This is a genomic window from Undibacterium sp. Ji50W (genome assembly GCF_049340445.1).
In the GTDB taxonomy this organism is placed as follows: domain Bacteria; phylum Pseudomonadota; class Gammaproteobacteria; order Burkholderiales; family Burkholderiaceae_D; genus Undibacterium.
The window spans coordinates 72,938-88,657 of sequence record NZ_JBMPOX010000020.1; the positions used below are offsets into that span (position 1 = coordinate 72,938).

16 protein-coding genes and 1 riboswitch are annotated in these 15,720 nt (G+C 54.4%); all 16 genes read left to right on the forward strand.

The window, feature by feature from the left end; translation table 11 throughout:
- Positions 1 to 79 precede the first annotated feature (79 nt).
- The 16 genes from ACO0K9_RS22195 to ACO0K9_RS22270 all read left to right on the forward strand — a co-directional run bounded on the left by ACO0K9_RS22195 (position 80) and on the right by ACO0K9_RS22270 (position 15,677).
- Positions 80 to 478 carry a diacylglycerol kinase gene (locus tag ACO0K9_RS22195; protein ID WP_422988488.1) on the forward strand — a complete coding sequence of 133 codons (399 nt, stop codon included), beginning with the start codon at positions 80 to 82 and terminating at the stop codon, positions 476 to 478.
- Between the two features lie 8 nt (positions 479 to 486).
- A complete protein-coding gene (gene cobT / locus ACO0K9_RS22200; RefSeq protein WP_422988490.1) occupies positions 487 to 1,524 on the forward strand; it encodes a nicotinate-nucleotide--dimethylbenzimidazole phosphoribosyltransferase in 1,038 nt (345 codons plus the stop codon).
- Between the two features lie 26 nt (positions 1,525 to 1,550).
- A complete protein-coding gene (locus ACO0K9_RS22205; RefSeq protein WP_422988492.1) occupies positions 1,551 to 2,318 on the forward strand; it encodes an adenosylcobinamide-GDP ribazoletransferase in 768 nt (255 codons plus the stop codon).
- A gap of 1 nt (position 2,319) precedes the next feature.
- Positions 2,320 to 2,877 carry a histidine phosphatase family protein gene (locus ACO0K9_RS22210; RefSeq protein WP_422988494.1) on the forward strand — a complete coding sequence of 186 codons (558 nt, stop codon included), beginning with the start codon at positions 2,320 to 2,322 and terminating at the stop codon, positions 2,875 to 2,877.
- Positions 2,878 to 2,930: 53 nt separating this feature from the next.
- Positions 2,931 to 3,275 carry a PilZ domain-containing protein gene (locus ACO0K9_RS22215; RefSeq protein WP_422988496.1) on the forward strand — a complete coding sequence of 115 codons (345 nt, stop codon included), beginning with the start codon at positions 2,931 to 2,933 and terminating at the stop codon, positions 3,273 to 3,275.
- A 115-nt stretch (positions 3,276 to 3,390) separates the two neighbouring features.
- Positions 3,391 to 3,644, forward strand: a riboswitch (cobalamin riboswitch).
- A gap of 315 nt (positions 3,645 to 3,959) precedes the next feature.
- Positions 3,960 to 5,852 (forward strand): TonB-dependent receptor domain-containing protein, encoded by a 1,893-nt coding sequence (locus ACO0K9_RS22220; RefSeq protein ID WP_422988498.1) that lies wholly within the window; start codon positions 3,960 to 3,962, stop codon positions 5,850 to 5,852.
- Between the two features lie 201 nt (positions 5,853 to 6,053).
- Positions 6,054 to 7,064 (forward strand): FecCD family ABC transporter permease, encoded by a 1,011-nt coding sequence (locus tag ACO0K9_RS22225; protein ID WP_422988500.1) that lies wholly within the window; start codon positions 6,054 to 6,056, stop codon positions 7,062 to 7,064.
- Complete coding sequence (locus ACO0K9_RS22230) at positions 7,064 to 7,837, forward strand: ABC transporter ATP-binding protein (protein ID WP_422988502.1); 774 nt, start codon at positions 7,064 to 7,066, stop codon at positions 7,835 to 7,837. Before ACO0K9_RS22225 ends, ACO0K9_RS22230 begins: the two co-directional genes overlap by 1 nt.
- Positions 7,838 to 7,943: 106 nt before the next feature.
- The gene (gene cobO, locus ACO0K9_RS22235) at positions 7,944 to 8,513 is read left to right on the forward strand and encodes a cob(I)yrinic acid a,c-diamide adenosyltransferase (protein ID WP_422988562.1); all 570 of its coding nucleotides are present in this window, start codon (positions 7,944 to 7,946) and stop codon (positions 8,511 to 8,513) included.
- Positions 8,507 to 9,856 carry a cobyrinate a,c-diamide synthase gene (locus ACO0K9_RS22240; RefSeq protein WP_422988504.1) on the forward strand — a complete coding sequence of 450 codons (1,350 nt, stop codon included), beginning with the start codon at positions 8,507 to 8,509 and terminating at the stop codon, positions 9,854 to 9,856. Before cobO ends, ACO0K9_RS22240 begins: the two co-directional genes overlap by 7 nt.
- Positions 9,853 to 10,431 carry a bifunctional adenosylcobinamide kinase/adenosylcobinamide-phosphate guanylyltransferase gene (gene cobU / locus ACO0K9_RS22245; protein WP_422988506.1) on the forward strand — a complete coding sequence of 193 codons (579 nt, stop codon included), beginning with the start codon at positions 9,853 to 9,855 and terminating at the stop codon, positions 10,429 to 10,431. The genes ACO0K9_RS22240 and cobU overlap by 4 nt, the downstream gene beginning before the upstream one ends.
- On the forward strand, positions 10,425 to 11,378 hold the full coding sequence (gene cbiB / locus ACO0K9_RS22250) for an adenosylcobinamide-phosphate synthase CbiB (protein WP_422988508.1): 954 nt from the start codon (positions 10,425 to 10,427) through the stop codon (positions 11,376 to 11,378). The genes cobU and cbiB overlap by 7 nt, the downstream gene beginning before the upstream one ends.
- Positions 11,371 to 12,384, forward strand: coding sequence for a threonine-phosphate decarboxylase CobD (gene cobD / locus ACO0K9_RS22255; protein WP_422988510.1), 1,014 nt, complete (start codon positions 11,371 to 11,373; stop codon positions 12,382 to 12,384). The genes cbiB and cobD overlap by 8 nt, the downstream gene beginning before the upstream one ends.
- 112 nt (positions 12,385 to 12,496) lie before the next feature.
- The gene (locus ACO0K9_RS22260) at positions 12,497 to 13,414 is read left to right on the forward strand and encodes a cobalamin-binding protein (RefSeq protein ID WP_422988512.1); all 918 of its coding nucleotides are present in this window, start codon (positions 12,497 to 12,499) and stop codon (positions 13,412 to 13,414) included.
- Positions 13,411 to 14,220: an ABC transporter substrate-binding protein gene (locus tag ACO0K9_RS22265; protein WP_422988514.1), complete on the forward strand. Its 810-nt coding sequence runs from the start codon at positions 13,411 to 13,413 to the stop codon at positions 14,218 to 14,220. The genes ACO0K9_RS22260 and ACO0K9_RS22265 overlap by 4 nt, the downstream gene beginning before the upstream one ends.
- A 17-nt stretch (positions 14,221 to 14,237) precedes the next feature.
- Entirely contained in the window at positions 14,238 to 15,677 is a 1,440-nt protein-coding gene (locus tag ACO0K9_RS22270) for a cobyric acid synthase (protein WP_422988516.1), read from the forward strand.
- The last annotated feature ends 43 nt before the right edge of the window (positions 15,678 to 15,720 follow it).

The window sequence follows — 15,720 nt, forward strand, 5'->3', positions numbered from 1 at the left end:
GTAAAATTCGCCACCTGAGCAAAGCTAGGGCGGTATGGCGTGGATTTGCCATGCCGCGAATAAGGTTTAAGGAAGAGAAATGTCTGAAAAAGAACAAGCTGTCAGTGAATTCAAAAGCAAAAGTGGCCTGCGCCGGATTTTTTCGGCTTTCTTTTATTCCATAGATGGTTTTCGTTCCGCCTGGAAAAACGAACATGCTTTCCGTCAGGAACTGGTATTGGTCATCATCGGCGTCATCATCGCCCTGGTCTTGCCGGTGTCGGCGTTTGAAAAACTGATGATGATTGCCGTGCTGGTGTTGATCCTGGTGGTGGAACTGATCAATTCAGCGATTGAGGCAGTCGTTGACCGCGTCTCGCTGGAACGTCATACCCTGTCTAAAAATGCCAAGGACTTTGGCAGTGCTGCTGTGTTGCTGACCTTTTTGATTGCGGTGGCAACCTGGGTAGTCATTTTGATGGACCGCTTTTACTATTGATACGCCCCATGACAAATACCAACATTATTGGCACTGCCCATCCTGCGCTGGAAGCTGAACTGGCTGCAGCCATCAATAACAAGACCAAACCCCTGGGCAGCCTTGGTCGCCTGGAGCAACTGGCCGCGCAAATCGGCCTGATACAGCAAAGTAGCCAGCCGCAATTGCGTGACCCGGCCATCATCGTATTTGCCGGTGATCATGGTGTGGTGGCGGAAGGTATTTCTGCCTTCCCCCAGGATGTGACCTGGCAGATGGTAGAAAATTTCCTGGCAGATGGCGCAGCGATCAATGTCTTTGCCCGGCAGAATGGCATCGCCCTGCATGTAGTGGATACGGGTGTGAATCATGATTTTGGTCCGCGTGAAAAGCTGTTGAGCATGAAGGTGGCAGCAGGCACGCGCAACTTTGCCAAAGAGCCTGCAATGACAGCAGCGCAATGCCAGGCTGCCCTGCAAAATGGTGGTGAACTGGTAGCCGGTTTATCGGGCAATGTGCTGGGTTTTGGCGAGATGGGCATAGGCAATACGACGGCAGCAGCAGCGCTCATGCACAAATTGACTGGTATCCCGGTCGCCGATTGTGTCGGTGCAGGTACAGGGCTGTCGAGCGAAGGCATACGGCACAAGCAGGCCGTGATTGAAGCAGCGGTTGCCATGCATGCTGGCGTGACCCAGGCGGCAGATGTATTGGCTACCTTCGGTGGTTTTGAAATTGCCACCATGGTCGGTGCCATGCTGGCGGCGGCAGAGCGCCGCATGGTCTTGCTGATCGATGGTTTCATCGTGACCAGTGCCTTGCTGGTGGCAGCCAGAATGCAGCCGGCCATACTTGATTATTGCGTGTTCTCGCATCAGTCAGATGAAAGCGGCCATGCACGCATGTTGCAGGCATTAAAGGTCAAGCCCTTGCTGCAACTGGATTTGCGTCTGGGTGAGGGCACAGGTGCGGCGCTGGTGTACCCGATGTTGCAGGCTGCGGTGAATTTCCTGAACCAGATGGCGACTTTTTCCTCCGCCCAGGTGAGCGAAAAAAGCAGCGATTGAAATAATTTTCCATTGCAGGAGCTGGCTTGCATCAACTACGCTTATTCTTCATTGCCCTGCAGTTTTTTACCCGCATTCCCATTCCTGCGTGGGTGGGCTTTGAGGCGGACTGGCTGCGTCAGTCTTCGCGTTATTTTCCGGCAATTGGCTGGGTAGTCGGCGCGGTATGTGCTGGCGTGTACGCTGGCGCGGCCGAGTTATGGCCGCATACGGTGGCAGTTGTGTTGTCCACGATTGCCGGTATCTTGCTGACTGGTGCCTTCCATGAAGATGGTTTTGCCGATGTCTGCGATGGTTTTGGTGGTGGCATGACGCCAGAGCGCGTGCTGGACATCATGAAGGATTCACGCGTGGGTGCCTATGGTGCCATTGGTATCCTGCTGATGCTGGCGCTGAAGCTGGCATTGCTGATCAGCCTGCCTGCGCAGGTGACAGTGCCCGCCTTGTTGCTGGCCCACCCCTTGTCGCGCCTGGCATCATGCAGCCTGATCTGGCGCATGGACTATGCGCGGCATGAAGGCAAGGCCAAGCCACTGGCGCAGGAAATGCGTTCTGATGAATTCCTGATCGCCTGCCTGACCGTATGCTTGCCTGCGGCCTTGTTGCTGGTCTACTTTCCATTCCAGCCCGCCTCATTGCTGACGGCACTTGTTTTGATCGTCTTGCTGACCTGGCGCATGGCGCGCATGTTCCAGCGTCGTATCAATGGCTTTACCGGTGATTGCCTGGGGGCCACGCAGCAGGTGGCAGAAGTCGGCATCTATCTGGGTTTGCTGGCTTTTCAGGTGCATTGACATGCGCCTGCATTTGCTGCGCCATACCAAACCACAGATTGCCGATGGTCTGTGCTATGGGCAGGCCGATGTGCCGGTGCTGGTTGCCGATTACCAGATACTCGCAGCGAAGATACGCCAGCAATTGGTTGCCGCTATCCCCGTATTTTCCAGCCCCTTGCAACGCTGTGCCTTGCTGGCGCAAGCCTTGCATGCGCAGCCACAACTCGACCCGCGTTTGATGGAAATGCATTTTGGTGCATGGGAACTATGCGCCTGGGATACCATTCCACGCGCCGAGATTGATGCATGGGCAGCAGCCCCGGCGACCTATCGCCCCGGTGCCGGTGAATCGGCGCTGGATGTGGCGCAGCGGGTGATTGCCTGGTTGGCTGATCTGCGTCAGATGCAATTGTCAGAAGCGCTGGTGGTGGCGCATGCCGGCATCATGCGCATGCTGTTGGTCTGGCAGGATGGCATGGCAGCAGATGAACTGGCGCAACTGGTTTGTGCACAAAACCTCAGCCTTAGCTTTGGTGAATATACGGAAATACTGGTATTTCGTAAATACTACAGATAGTATTTACGCAAGACCGACAGTGAAGCCGTCAGCGCACCAGGCATAGCCATTGCATGATAGAACTCAGAAAATCACCCCGTGTCACCGTCACCTGGCGCTCTGGTATCAAGATGCCGGATGGCAGATTGATCTTCACCCGGGTGATCAATATATCGGCAGAGGGTGTGCTTTTGCAGTCGCCTGAAAGCCTGCTTCCTCAGCGCAGCTATCCGATGATGATAGAAATCCCCGGTATTGTGCAAGAAGCCGAGATCTATAAGGTCAGTTGCAAGGGCACGGTCAGGCATGCCATTCTCAGCGGTGATAGTTACAACGTTGGCATGCTGTTATCAGAAATGTCTGAATTGCACGCGCAACTTGTTGTTGCCTGGATATCCAAAACGGCGCATCTGGCCTGAAATCGGATGTCTGGACAATGTTGGCAAAGCAAATCTGCTTTGTTTTCAATAAGTTAATAAACTGATCTGCCTCAGTTTTTAAACCCCCTGAACTTGCGGCTACCCCCGTCTGTCTATAGAATGGCGGGGTTTTGGTGCTTGCGGATATGTTCATATCTGCGGTTAAACGGGAAACACGACGCTTAGCTACGCTAGGCAAACGTGTGCTGCCCCCGCAACGGTGTACAAGTTGCTGCAAAAACTGAATGCTTGTTTCTTCACATTCAGATTTGTAGCCAGCCATTTTCCAATACCACTGTGCTATGTGCATGGGAAGGTCAGATGGTGATACTTGTCAGCCCGGATACCGGCCAGAATAAGTGAAGTAATACGGACGGGGAAATTTCGTGGAAATCAGGCGCAGAACGCTGCGTCCGCTTCCGAGAACCTGTTGTCGATCTGTAGCGAGCGAGCGTCAGCGGGGTAAGGGTAACAAAAGCGCAGCGCAAAAAGCGGAATGTACTTAAGTACATGAGCATTTTGAGCAGCGCATGAGCCCCGCGTAGATTACGATTGCGCTCGCGCAGTAAGATCGACAACAGGTTCTTAATCAGACCACTGGCGCTGACGATACCGATGTTCCTATTGCTTTTTCCATTGCAGCCTGCGGGGACGTCGGCTGCATGTTTTATTTTTCTGAAAATCATGACATCTGTATTCAAACCGCTCGCCCTCAGCCTGGCCTTGGCCGCTGCATTCCCGTCTTCTACCGTCTTTGCACAAACTGCTGCCGTTGGCGCTGCTTCCAGTGTGGTCATTACCGCTGGCCGTCAGGCGCAAGCCGCCAAAGATGTGCTGGCTGATAATGTCGTCATCACTGCGGAAGACATCGCCAAATCCGGCGCGGCTTCCATCGTTGACCTGTTGCAGCAACAGCGCGGCATAGAAATTACCCGCAATGGTGGTCCTGGTACGACATCCTCAGTCTTCATGCGCGGTGGTAGCAATGCACAAAACGTGGTGTTGATTGATGGCGTACGCATTGGTTCATCCACGACTGGTGGCGCTACCTGGTCTTCCATTCCTCTGTCACAGATAGACCGTATCGAAGTCGTGTATGGTCCTTTGTCCAGCCTGTATGGCGCGGATGCCATGGGCGGTGTGATACAGATATTTACTAAAAAAGGCACGGGCGAAATTACGCCTACCGTTTCGGCTGGTCTGGGTAGCTATGGCACACGTAAATTGCAGGCCGGTTTTTCTGGTTCTGTTGCCAGCAACCTCAGCCTTAGCATGAATGCCGGGCATGAAGAGAGTGAAGGTTTCTCTGCCAGCAAGCCAGGCGCAGGTGCTTTCACCTACAACGCTGACAAAGATGGCTACAAGATGGATAGTTTCAATGGCCGTCTGGTATGGGAAATCAGCAAGGGTTATGAACTGGGTGCCAGTGTTTTACACAGCAAAAATAATGCACAATATGATGCCGGTGCTGGTAGCGATGACCACAATATCGGGACACTGGAAACCATCGCCATCTTTGGTCGTGGCAAGTTGACAGATTACTGGTCTGCATCGCTGCAATATGCAGAAACGGCTGACAAGGGTTTCAGCACAGGCTTTGGCTCCAGCCAGATCGATACACGTCAGAACAGTATCAGCTTCCAGAATGATATCCGAATCGGTAAAGATGTATTACAACTGATTGCTGAAACGCGTGAGGAAAATGTTGATTCTGTTTCTTCAGGCTTGGTCACAGAGGGCATCAATGGCACGAAACGCACGACGAATTCTTTTGCCGCATCATATGTGTTCAAGCAAGATGCGCATCTGGCCAGCGCCAGCATCCGCAACGACCGCAGCTCGCAATATGGTTCCAATACCACGGGCAGCGTCGCTTACGGTTATCGTTTCACTGATGCGCTGCGCGTCAATGCCAGCTATGGCACCAGCTTCCGTGCACCAACTTTCAATGAACTGTATTACCCTGGTTATGGCGTTGCCAGCAACAAACCAGAAAAAGCAAAAAATGCAGAAATCGGCGTGTATTTTGAACAGGGCGATACGCAGTTGAGCGCTGTGTATTATCAGAACAAGGCAACGGACTTGTTGGTCTATGTTTCTGGTAACGATCCACAAGGTAAAGCTTATTGCCCAAACACGCTTAATTATTCTTTTGGCTGTGCGCATAATGTTAACAAGGCGACTTTGTCTGGCTTGACAGTTGGTGGTACAACCCGTTTTGCTGACCTGACACTGCGTGCCTCCATCGACATCCAGGACCCGAGAGACGACACGGCAAACAAACGTCTGGCACGCCGTTCCAAACAGCATGGTACGTTGGCTGCTGAATACGCGTTTGCGAATGCAAAAGTTGGCGTGGAAACCATCTACTCTGGCGACCGCTACGATGATGCTGCCAACTTGAGAAAATTGAGTTCGTATAATTTGTTGAACCTGTATGCGACGTATGAACTGGCAAAAAACACCACCGTGTTGGCACGCTGGAACAATGCCTTGAACAAAGACTATGAACTGGCAAAAAATTATGCGACAGCCGGTTCGAATGTATTTGTCGGTGTGAACTACGGCTTTAAATAAACTGAACAAGTTGATCAAGCTAATAAGTTTGACAGGGACGTGGCAAGACATTGATGTGATTTGCCACGTTTCGGGCTGATTTTCTGATGTGCAGGCTGGTGTATATTGACTGGCGCTGCACATCAAAACCTGTTTTTCCTTTGGATCAGACCGATGATGGCGTCTTTTTTTTCTGCACGACAGCGTAAGCAATCTCCCGGGATGGCGGTCGCTCAACGTGCCGGACTGGTTCTCCCGATTTTATTGGCCGCCGCCATAGCTAGCATATTGATTGCCTGTGTCTGTGGTTCGGTGTCCCTGAGCTTTGTCGAGTTATGGCAAGCCTTGCTGGAATTGCTGCGCGGCCCGCCGACCAGCTTGCCCGGCAGCCTGCTGGATTTGCGCCTGGGCCGTGCGCTTACCGGTTTCGTTACCGGTGCCACACTGGCGCTGGCTGGTGTCATGTTACAGGCCTTGTTGCGCAATCCGCTGGCTGATCCTTATGTGCTCGGTATATCTGGTGGTGCATCTGTTGGTGCGCTGGCAACCATATTGTTTTTCGGCGCATTCTGGCTGGTGGATGTGGCCGCCTTTGTCGGCGCGATTGCCGTTGCGCTGCTGTTATTTGGCCTGGCTTACCGTGATCTGCGTGGTGCTGGCAGCACCGACGGCAGTGCACCTATCTTATTGCTGACCGGCGTCATTGTCGCCACCGGATGTAGTGCCATCATCACTCTCATGCTGTCGATTGCGCCAGACAGCCGTTTGCGCGGTATGGTGTTCTGGATGATAGGTGATCTGTCGAATACCCAGTCACGCTATCTGCCCTGGTTGATACTTGGCGGTATCTTGCTGTTTGCCATGCGCAATGCACGCTCCATCAATGTGGCTGCCATGCATGCCGATAACGCCAGCACCCTGGGTGTCAATATTGGTCGCTTGCGCCAGTTCCTGTTTTTATGTTCTGCCTTGTTGACGGCCAGCGCGGTCAGCAATGCAGGCAGCATCGGTTTTGTTGGTCTGATCATGCCGCATTTGTGTCGCTTTGCCTGGGGTCCTGATCACCGTTTGCTGGTGCCCGCTGCGACTTTGGCTGGCGGTTGCTTCCTGGTGCTGGCAGATACGGTCGCACGTACCGTCGTGGCACCACAGCAGTTGCCGGTTGGAGTCATTACCGCGTTGGTAGGTGTTCCCCTGTTTTTGCTGCAATTGCATCAACTGCGGAGGCGCTGATGGACATCCGCGCCCTTAATCTATCGGTAGGCAAGCGTGTACTGGTGCGTGAACTGAACTGGCATATACAGCCGGGTGAATGCTGGTGCATCATAGGCCGCAATGGTGCCGGCAAAAGCACCTTGCTGCGCACGTTGGCTGGTTTGCGTCCGATAGAAAGCGGTCAGATCTACCTGCGCGACAAGTTGCTGCAAGACTGGCCATTGACCGGGCTGGCACGTGAGCGTTCGTTTTTACCGCAGGGCAGAGTGGATGTTTTTGGTTATTCTGCACTGGATACCGTGCTCAGCACCCGTCATCCCTACCAGGATGCACATTACTGGGAAAACAGCGACGACCTGGAAATTGCCATGGCAGCCTTACGCGAAATGGATGTCGCCGACCTGGCTGAACGCGATGTGCGCAGCCTGTCTGGCGGTGAAAGACAGCGCGTGGCCATTGCCGCCTTGCTGGCACAAGATGCGAAATGGATGTTGCTGGATGAACCGGCGAATGCGCTGGACCTTGGGCACCAGGTCAGCGTCATGCAACTGTTTGCCCGCTTGTGCAGCAAAGAAGATGCGCAACACAACAAGGCGGTCGTCATGGTCAGCCACGACCTCAACATGGCCTACCGCATTGCCACCCATGCCCTGTTGCTGATGGGCGATGGCAACTGGCAAGCCGGGCCTGCTGATGAAATATTTAATGCATCCCAACTCAGTATCTGTCTGGGGCATCCCATAGAGCGCTTCACCCATGGTGAACAAACCTTATTCTTTCCGCAAAACTGAGAACCTTATGAGCAGTGATCCATTGAGCATTAATACCTTGGGCAGCAATACAGCGCCCAAGCCAGACACCGCCACAGACAACATCAATACCCGCCATGAACGCCGCATGCAACGCAAGAAAGCGCTGATGGATGAAAAGATAGAACAGGCACAACGCAAGACCGGTGTCTTGCTGGTACATACCGGCAATGGCAAGGGCAAAAGTTCCAGCGCTTTTGGCATGGTGATGCGCGCCATGGGACATGGCATGAAGGTCGGCGTGGTGCAATTTATCAAGGGGGCGATGTCGACCGGGGAAGAAATTTTCTTGCGCCGCTTTCCTGATGAAGTCGAATTTCATGCCATGGGTGAAGGCTATACCTGGGTCACCCAAAACCGCGAACGTGATATGGAAAAAGCCACCGCCGCGTGGGAACAGGCAAAACGCTTTCTGACTGACCCGACCATAGGCCTGGTGGTGCTGGACGAACTCAATATCGCCCTGAAATACCATTACCTGGATTTGCAGATGGTCATCGATGATCTGGATGGCAGGCCAGAAATGCAGCACGTTGCCGTCACCGGTCGCGGTGCCTTGCCAGAGATTATTGCCATTGCCGATACAGTTACAGAAATGCAGGTCATCAAGCATGCCTTCAAGGAAGGTATCGTGGCGCAGGCGGGTGTGGAATGGTAAGGCCCAGCGCCAAGGTCGTTCTGATATCGGCCATTGCATCAGGCCAGGGCAAGACCACCACCACGGCAGCACTGGCACGCAAGCTGGTGAACCTTGGCAAGAGGGTGCGTGTGTTTAAAACCGGGCCAGACTTCATCGACCCCATGATGCTGGAACGCGCTTGCGGTTCAGCCGTGCATTCGCTGGATTTATGGATGGTGGGGCAGGCTGATTCAGAACGCATGCTGGCGCGCGCTGCGCTGGATGCCGATGTCATCCTGATTGAAGGTGTGATGGGCCTGTATGACGGCAACCCGTCGTCGGCTGACCTGGCGCGCGCCTTTGGCGTGCCAGTCATGGCGGTACTGGATGCCTCTGCCATGGCGCAGACGGTAGGCGCACTGGCCATGGGTTTGCGTGATTTTGGACCGGTACATCTGGCTGGTGTCATCGCCAACCGCATCGCCTCGGAAGGCCATGCCAAAATGGTGGCAGCTGCCATGCGCGATATTCCTTTGCTGGGCAGCTTGCCGCGTCAGGAAGAATTCCTGCCCGAACGTCACCTGGGCCTGGTCTTGCCGCAAGAAGTGGATCGCATCGAAGCCATACTCGATACCATGGCGAGCAGCCTGGAACTGGACATGCAAGCCTGGGATGCCTTGCCAGACAACAGCTTTGAATTGCATGAGCATGCATCACATCATATTTTGCAACATGCATCACAAGCCGCCGCCAACCTGGCAGGCAAGACGATTGCCATTGCGCGCGATGCCGCATTTGCGTTTATCTATCCAGCCAATCTTGAGTGCCTGCTTGGGCTGGGCGCTGAACTGGTTTTCTTTTCGCCTTTGGCAGATGAAGCGATACCGGCCCAAGCTGATGCCCTGTACCTGCCCGGCGGTTACCCTGAATTGCATGCCAGGACGCTGACGCAGGCCAGCAACTGGCTGGCTTCACTGCATGCCGCCCATGCGCAAGGCATGCCTATACTGGCAGAGTGCGGTGGCATGATGGCGATCACTGAAGGCCTGGTAGATCAGCAGGAACAAAGCTGGCCTATGGCAGGCATATTGCCAGGCAAAGTCATCATGCAAAAAAAATTGACAGCACTCGGCTCACAAGCCTGGGTTACCCCGCAGGGGGAATTGCGCGGGCATACCTTTCATTACTCGCGTTTTGAAACCACATTGACGGCCAGCAGCCATACCATCAAACATTCCACCCAACATTCCACCCAACATTCCACCCAACAGCAGGGCGAGGCTATTTACAGAAATGCTAACGTGCGCGCTTCTTATTTTCATGCCTACTTTGCTTCCAACCCGGCGGCAACGGCAGCGCTGTTTTTACGAGATGCAACATGAAACCCGCACATCGTACCAGCCTGATCTTTGGTGGTGCGCGTTCCGGCAAGAGTGCTTTTGCCGAGCAACTGGCGAGCGGCTTCAGTGCCAACAAAAAAGAGGTACTGTACCTGGCAACCGCCAACGCGGATGATGCCGAAATGCAGCAGCGCATTGCCCATCATCGCGCACGCCGCCCCGCGCATTGGCGCACGCTGGAACAAAGCCTGGAACTGGGCGCGACCATCATGGCGCATAGTCGTGCAGACAATATCATCCTGGTTGATTGCCTGACGGTCTGGCTGTCGAATCTGCTGTTTTCAGAAGCGGCAGACTTTCCTGATGTAGGTCATGTCACGCCACCGGCACAGTTTGCCGTGCAACGCCAGGCCTTGCTGGATGCATTGGCGCAGGCACCCGGGCAGATTATTCTGGTAACGAATGAAGTCGGCATGGGCATCGTCCCCATGGGGGCCGTATCGCGCTGGTTTGTGGATGAAGCAGGGCGTTTGAACCAGGCCGTGGCTGCCATTGCAGATACGGTGGTCTGGGTTGCTGCCGGTTTGCCGCTGTATTTTAAAGGCCAGCCATGCTGATGCAGGATGGCCTGGCCATGGTGTTATGTCTGTTGCTGGGCATCTTGCTGGATGTGGGCTTGGGCGAAGCAAGCAAATTTCATCCGCTGGTGGGTTTTGGCAATCTGGCGAATGCGCTGGAGCGCCGACTGAATACGCCAACAGCAAGCCGCTGGACCGGGGCTGTGGCCTGGTGCCTGGCGGTCTTGCCGCTGGTAGCCCTTAGTCTGTTGGGACTTGTGCTGGCACAGCGTTTCAGCCTGTGGCTGGCCCCGGTATTGCATATTGTCTTGCTGTATTTTTGCCTGGGCTTGCGCAGCCTGCATGAACATAATGCCGCCATTGCCAGCGCCTTGCAGGCCGGTGATTTACCAGAAGCCAGAAAACGTACATCCTATATCGTCAGCCGTGATACGCAAGATGCGGATGAAGCCTACCTGGCTAAAGCCAGTGTTGAATCCGTACTGGAAAATGGTTGTGACGCCGTCTTTGCCACTTTGTTCTGGTTCATCTTGCTGGGTGGTGCTGGCGCGGTGCTGTACAGGCTGGTGAATACTTTGGACGCCATGTGGGGTTATCGCTCGACACGATTCTTGCGCTTTGGCTGCGTCGCTGCGCGTATCGACGATGTCATGAACTGGATACCCGCCCGTTTGACTGCATGCACTTATGCCGTGCTGGGCAAGACCCGTCTGGCATGGCAATGCTGGCAGCGCCAGGCACCCAGCTGGCCCAGCCCGAATGCAGGGCCAGTGATGGCAGCCGGTGCCGGTGCGCTTGGCTTGGCATTGGGCGGTAGTGCCAGTTATGACGGCGTGGCGGAAATGCGGCCACTGCTGGGGGAAGGTGATACCGCAAAAGCAGCAGATATTTTGCGTGCCTTGCAATTGGTCAAAGGTGGTGCTGCACTGTGGTGTGAAATTGCGTTGATGGCAGCACTATTTCTCGGCGGAGTCATCCATGCTTGAACACGGCGGCAATCTACGCGATGCAGTACGGCATTTTGGCCGCCCGCTGGAAGACTGGCTGGACCTGTCCACTGGCATCAATCCGCATTTTTATCCGGCACCGCCACTGGCAGCGAACGCCTGGCATCGTCTGCCTGAATATTCTGATGCGCTGGTGCAGGCTGCGCAATCTTATTATGGCGCGCCACGCATGCTGGCGGTGGCAGGCTCGCAGGCGGTGATACAGGCCTTGCCGCGCTTGCGCCAGGCTGCGCGCGTGGTCGTATCAGCCCCCAGCTATGCCGAACATGCTTACCAATGGCGGCAAGCCGGGCATGCAGTGACGGAATGTGCGTATGCAGAGCTGGATACAGCCGTCGCACAGGCCGATGTAGTGGTGCTGTGTAATCCCAATAACCCCACCGGTGAATCCATCCCGCCAGCCCAGCTTTTGCGCTGGGTTGCGCAACTGGCTGCACGCGGCGGCTGGCTGGTGGTGGATGAAGCCTTTGCCGATACCCTGCCTGATATCAGTGTGACGGCCCATGCAGAGCAGCCCGGCCTGATCGTCTTGCGCTCAGTCGGCAAGTTCTTTGGTCTGGCAGGTATACGCCTGGGTTTTGTCGCCGCTGAGAAAAATTTCCTGGAGCAGTTGGCGAATTACCTTGGTCCCTGGAGCGTGAGCGGACCAGCCCAGCAAATCGCTACTGCCGCGTTGACTGACCAGATGTGGCAGTCGCAGACGGCGCAACGCTTGCAGCAAGAAGGCGAACGGCTGCGCCAGCTTTTGAAAGCGCATGGCATGCATACGTCAGGTACTGATTTGTTCCAGTGGTGCAGTCATCATGAACTGGATGGTAAATCAGAACAGTTATGGCAATTCATGGCAGAGCGCGGCATATGGCTGCGCTGGTTTGCGCAGGGACACCATCGGCCACATGGCCTGCGCTTTGGATTGCCAGGGAGTGAGGCGGGATGGTTGCGGCTGGAGAGCGGTCTGGATGAGTGGTGTGAGTTGAAAACCTAAGACCACTCACCACAGAGGCACAGAGACACAGAGACACAGAGTGAGCGCAGAGGAAGTGCAGAGTAAGTGCAAAGATGCATTTCGTTTTTATATTTTTGAATATGGGAAGTATATGGCCAAGTTTTTAAGCTTTGTGATGATTGCCGGATTTGCTGTATTGACTGGTCATACGCAAGCGGCTATTACGGTGACGGATGACTTGGGTAATCAGGTTACGTTAGCTAAACCTGCGCAGCGGATTATCAGTTTGTCGCCGCATGTGACGGAAATGATTTACGTGGCAGGTGCGGGTGACAGGATTATTGGCACGGTCAAATACAGCGATTATCCGGCAGCGGCAAAAAATATCCCGCATGTTGGTGACAACAGGCAACTGGATATTGAACGCATACTGGCGATGAAGCCGGATTTGCTGATCGTCTGGATGCATGGTGCCTATGAGCGCCAGTTGGAGGTACTGCATAATTCCGGCATTCCTTATTTTTTCAGCGAACCACATAAGCTGGACAATGTAGCGGAAACCCTGATCAAGTTCGGTAGCCTGTTTGGTACAGAAAAACAGGCGCAGGCAGCGGCGACAGAATTCAGACAGCAAGTGCAACAGTTGAACAGCCAGTACCAGAATAAAAGCAAGGTCAGGACCTTTTACCAGGTATGGGGCAAGCCGCTCTACACGCTTAATGACAGCCACATCGTCAGCGATGCGATTCATACCTGTGGTGGGGAAAATATATTTGGTAAATTGTCTACTACTGCACCCATCGTCGGGACAGAAGCAGTTTTGCAGGAAAACCCGGAAGTCATCATCACCGGCGACAGCAAAACCCAGGCCGTGAGCGGTATCGAGCAATGGAAAACTTTTCCTACTTTGCTTGCAACAAAAAGCAATAACCTGGTGTCTATAGAAGGTGATCTGGTCAACCGTTCTGGTCCGCGCATTATCGAAGGCACGAAACTGATTTGCCAGGCACTGGAACTTGCCAGACAGAAACGCGATAAAACCGTGGCCCAGCCACAAGGGAAAAAATGAATTCAGCCAGTATGTATCAACGCATTGCCTGCCTGTCCACTGAAGCGGTGGAAGTTTTGTATGCCCTGGGGGCAGAAGACTGCGTCGCCGGCATTTCTGGCTACACCACCCGGCCAGCGCGTGCCCGCGATGAAAAACCCAAGGTCAGCGGGTTTTCATCGGCGCAGATAGACCGTATCCTGGCGGTTAAACCTGATCTGGTGCTGGCGTATTCGAATATGCAGTCAGAAATATCGCGTGAACTCATCAGCGCCGGGATAGAAGTGCATGCCTTCAACCAGCGTGACGTAGCAGGCATTTTGCACATGATCAAGGTAGTGGCGAACCTGGTCGGCAAGCAGGAACAGGGCGCAGCACTGATTGCCGAGCTGCAAGCCCAGATAGACACCATCAAACAACAGGCTGCGCTATGGAACCGCCGCCCCCGGGTGTATTTTGAAGAATGGAATGAACCCCTGATGTCAGGCATAGGCTGGGTATCTGAATTGATACAGATAGCCGGTGGGGAAGACGCTTTTGCCGACCTGGCAGTTTTTCACAGTGCCAAACAGCGTATCATTGCCGACCCTGCTGAAGTTGTCAGGCGTGCGCCGGATATCATTATCGGTTCATGGTGTGGCAAGAAGTTCCGGCCCGACAGTGTAGTGGCGCGCGACGGCTGGGACCATATCCCTGCCGTGCGTTATGGACGGGTGCTGGAAATCAAGTCGGCTGATATCCTGTCGCCGGGCCCATCGGCGATACAGCACGGGCTGGTGCAATTGCATATACTGATTGCCGAATGGCAGGCAGCGCAGAAAGCGTAAATAAGAACACGGTTATCATGAAAATTTCAACTTTGATGGTGCAAGGCACGACTTCCGATGCGGGCAAAAGCACGGTCGTTGCCGCCCTGTGCCGGTTGTTGCACCGCCAGGGTGTGCGGGTGGTGCCCATGAAGCCGCAAAACATGGCACTCAATAGTGCCGTTACTGTAGATGGTGGCGAGATAGGTCGTGCCCAGGCCCTACAGGCAGTGGCTGCAGGTTTGCCTGCACATACGGACATGAATCCGGTCTTGCTGAAACCATCTTCCGACACTGGTGCGCAAGTTATCATCCATGGCAAGGTCAGGGCAGACATGGATGCGCGTGATTACCACCAATACAAAACCGTCGCCATGGGTGCCGTGCTGGAATCCTATGGCCGTCTGCAACAGCAATATGACGCGATTATTGTCGAAGGCGCAGGTAGCCCGGCTGAAGTGAATTTGCGGGATCGCGATATTGCCAATATGGGCTTTGCTGAAGCCGTCGATTGCCCCGTCATCCTGGTGGCCGATATTGACCGTGGCGGCGTGTTTGCTCATTTTGTTGGTACCCTGGATTGCCTGTCAGAATCCGAACAAAAACGCATCGTCGGTTTTGTCATCAACCGCTTTCGTGGCGATATCCGCCTGCTGGAACCTGGCCTGGACTGGCTGGAGAAAAAGACTGGCAAACCGGTGCTGGCGGTATTGCCCTACCTGCATGGCCTGCAACTCGATGCTGAAGATGCAATACAGTCCAGCCAGGGTCATGCTGGCAAGTTCCGCATCATTGTGCCTGCCATACCGCGCATATCAAATCATACGGATTTTGATGCGCTGCGTGCCCACCCGGATGTCGATCTGCAATTCATTGGCCCCGACCGGTCGATACCGCCTGCCGACCTGATCATCCTGCCTGGCAGTAAAAACACCCGCGCCGACCTGGCTTTTTTGCAGGCACAGGGCTGGCAAGCCGTGCTGGAAAAGCATCTGCGTTATGGCGGCAAGGTCATCGGCATTTGTGGCGGGTATCAAATGCTGGGCCAGGTCATCAGTGACCCGCATGGTGTTGAGGGGCAGGCCGGTGATTCTGATGGTCTGGGCCTGCTCGACATCACCACTGAACTGACGCAGGAAAAACGCCTGCAACAGGTGACTGGCCTCTGTGTATTCAATTCCAGCACGGCCAAGGTCAGTGGCTATGAAATCCATATGGGCATTACCTATGCCAGTAATGATACGCAGCCGGTTTTCAGGATCAATGGCGAAGACGAAGGCGCACGCTCACAAGATGACCTGATCCTGGGCACTTATCTGCATGGTTTGTTTGACCATCCTGAAGCCTGCGCTGCCTTGCTGGCCTGGGCCGGTTTGGAAAGCGAACACAAGGTCGATCTGGCTGCCTTGCGCGAACACAGCCTTAACCGGGTGGCAGACGCCTGCGTGCCGCTGCTGGATGCCTTGCAACGGTTATAATATTGTGCTGGCTTTGTTGTGCCGGTTGCATGCATGTAAGGTC

What these genes read in the sequence shown, in the direction of transcription:
- ACO0K9_RS22195 (WP_422988488.1), top strand. Translation starts at nt 80, where the DNA reads ATGTCTGAAAAAGAACAAGCTGTCAGTGAATTCAAAAGCAAAAGTGGC.
- cobT (WP_422988490.1), top strand. Translation starts at nt 487, where the DNA reads ATGACAAATACCAACATTATTGGCACTGCCCATCCTGCGCTGGAAGCT.
- ACO0K9_RS22210 (WP_422988494.1), top strand. Translation starts at nt 2,320, where the DNA reads ATGCGCCTGCATTTGCTGCGCCATACCAAACCACAGATTGCCGATGGT.
- ACO0K9_RS22215 (WP_422988496.1), top strand. Translation starts at nt 2,931, where the DNA reads ATGATAGAACTCAGAAAATCACCCCGTGTCACCGTCACCTGGCGCTCT.
- ACO0K9_RS22220 (WP_422988498.1), top strand. Translation starts at nt 3,960, where the DNA reads ATGACATCTGTATTCAAACCGCTCGCCCTCAGCCTGGCCTTGGCCGCT.
- ACO0K9_RS22225 (WP_422988500.1), top strand. Translation starts at nt 6,054, where the DNA reads ATGGCGGTCGCTCAACGTGCCGGACTGGTTCTCCCGATTTTATTGGCC.
- ACO0K9_RS22230 (WP_422988502.1), top strand. Translation starts at nt 7,064, where the DNA reads ATGGACATCCGCGCCCTTAATCTATCGGTAGGCAAGCGTGTACTGGTG.
- cobO (WP_422988562.1), top strand. Translation starts at nt 7,944, where the DNA reads ATGCAACGCAAGAAAGCGCTGATGGATGAAAAGATAGAACAGGCACAA.
- ACO0K9_RS22240 (WP_422988504.1), top strand. Translation starts at nt 8,507, where the DNA reads ATGGTAAGGCCCAGCGCCAAGGTCGTTCTGATATCGGCCATTGCATCA.
- cobU (WP_422988506.1), top strand. Translation starts at nt 9,853, where the DNA reads ATGAAACCCGCACATCGTACCAGCCTGATCTTTGGTGGTGCGCGTTCC.
- cbiB (WP_422988508.1), top strand. Translation starts at nt 10,425, where the DNA reads ATGCTGATGCAGGATGGCCTGGCCATGGTGTTATGTCTGTTGCTGGGC.
- cobD (WP_422988510.1), top strand. Translation starts at nt 11,371, where the DNA reads ATGCTTGAACACGGCGGCAATCTACGCGATGCAGTACGGCATTTTGGC.
- ACO0K9_RS22260 (WP_422988512.1), top strand. Translation starts at nt 12,497, where the DNA reads ATGGCCAAGTTTTTAAGCTTTGTGATGATTGCCGGATTTGCTGTATTG.
- ACO0K9_RS22265 (WP_422988514.1), top strand. Translation starts at nt 13,411, where the DNA reads ATGAATTCAGCCAGTATGTATCAACGCATTGCCTGCCTGTCCACTGAA.
- ACO0K9_RS22270 (WP_422988516.1), top strand. Translation starts at nt 14,238, where the DNA reads ATGAAAATTTCAACTTTGATGGTGCAAGGCACGACTTCCGATGCGGGC.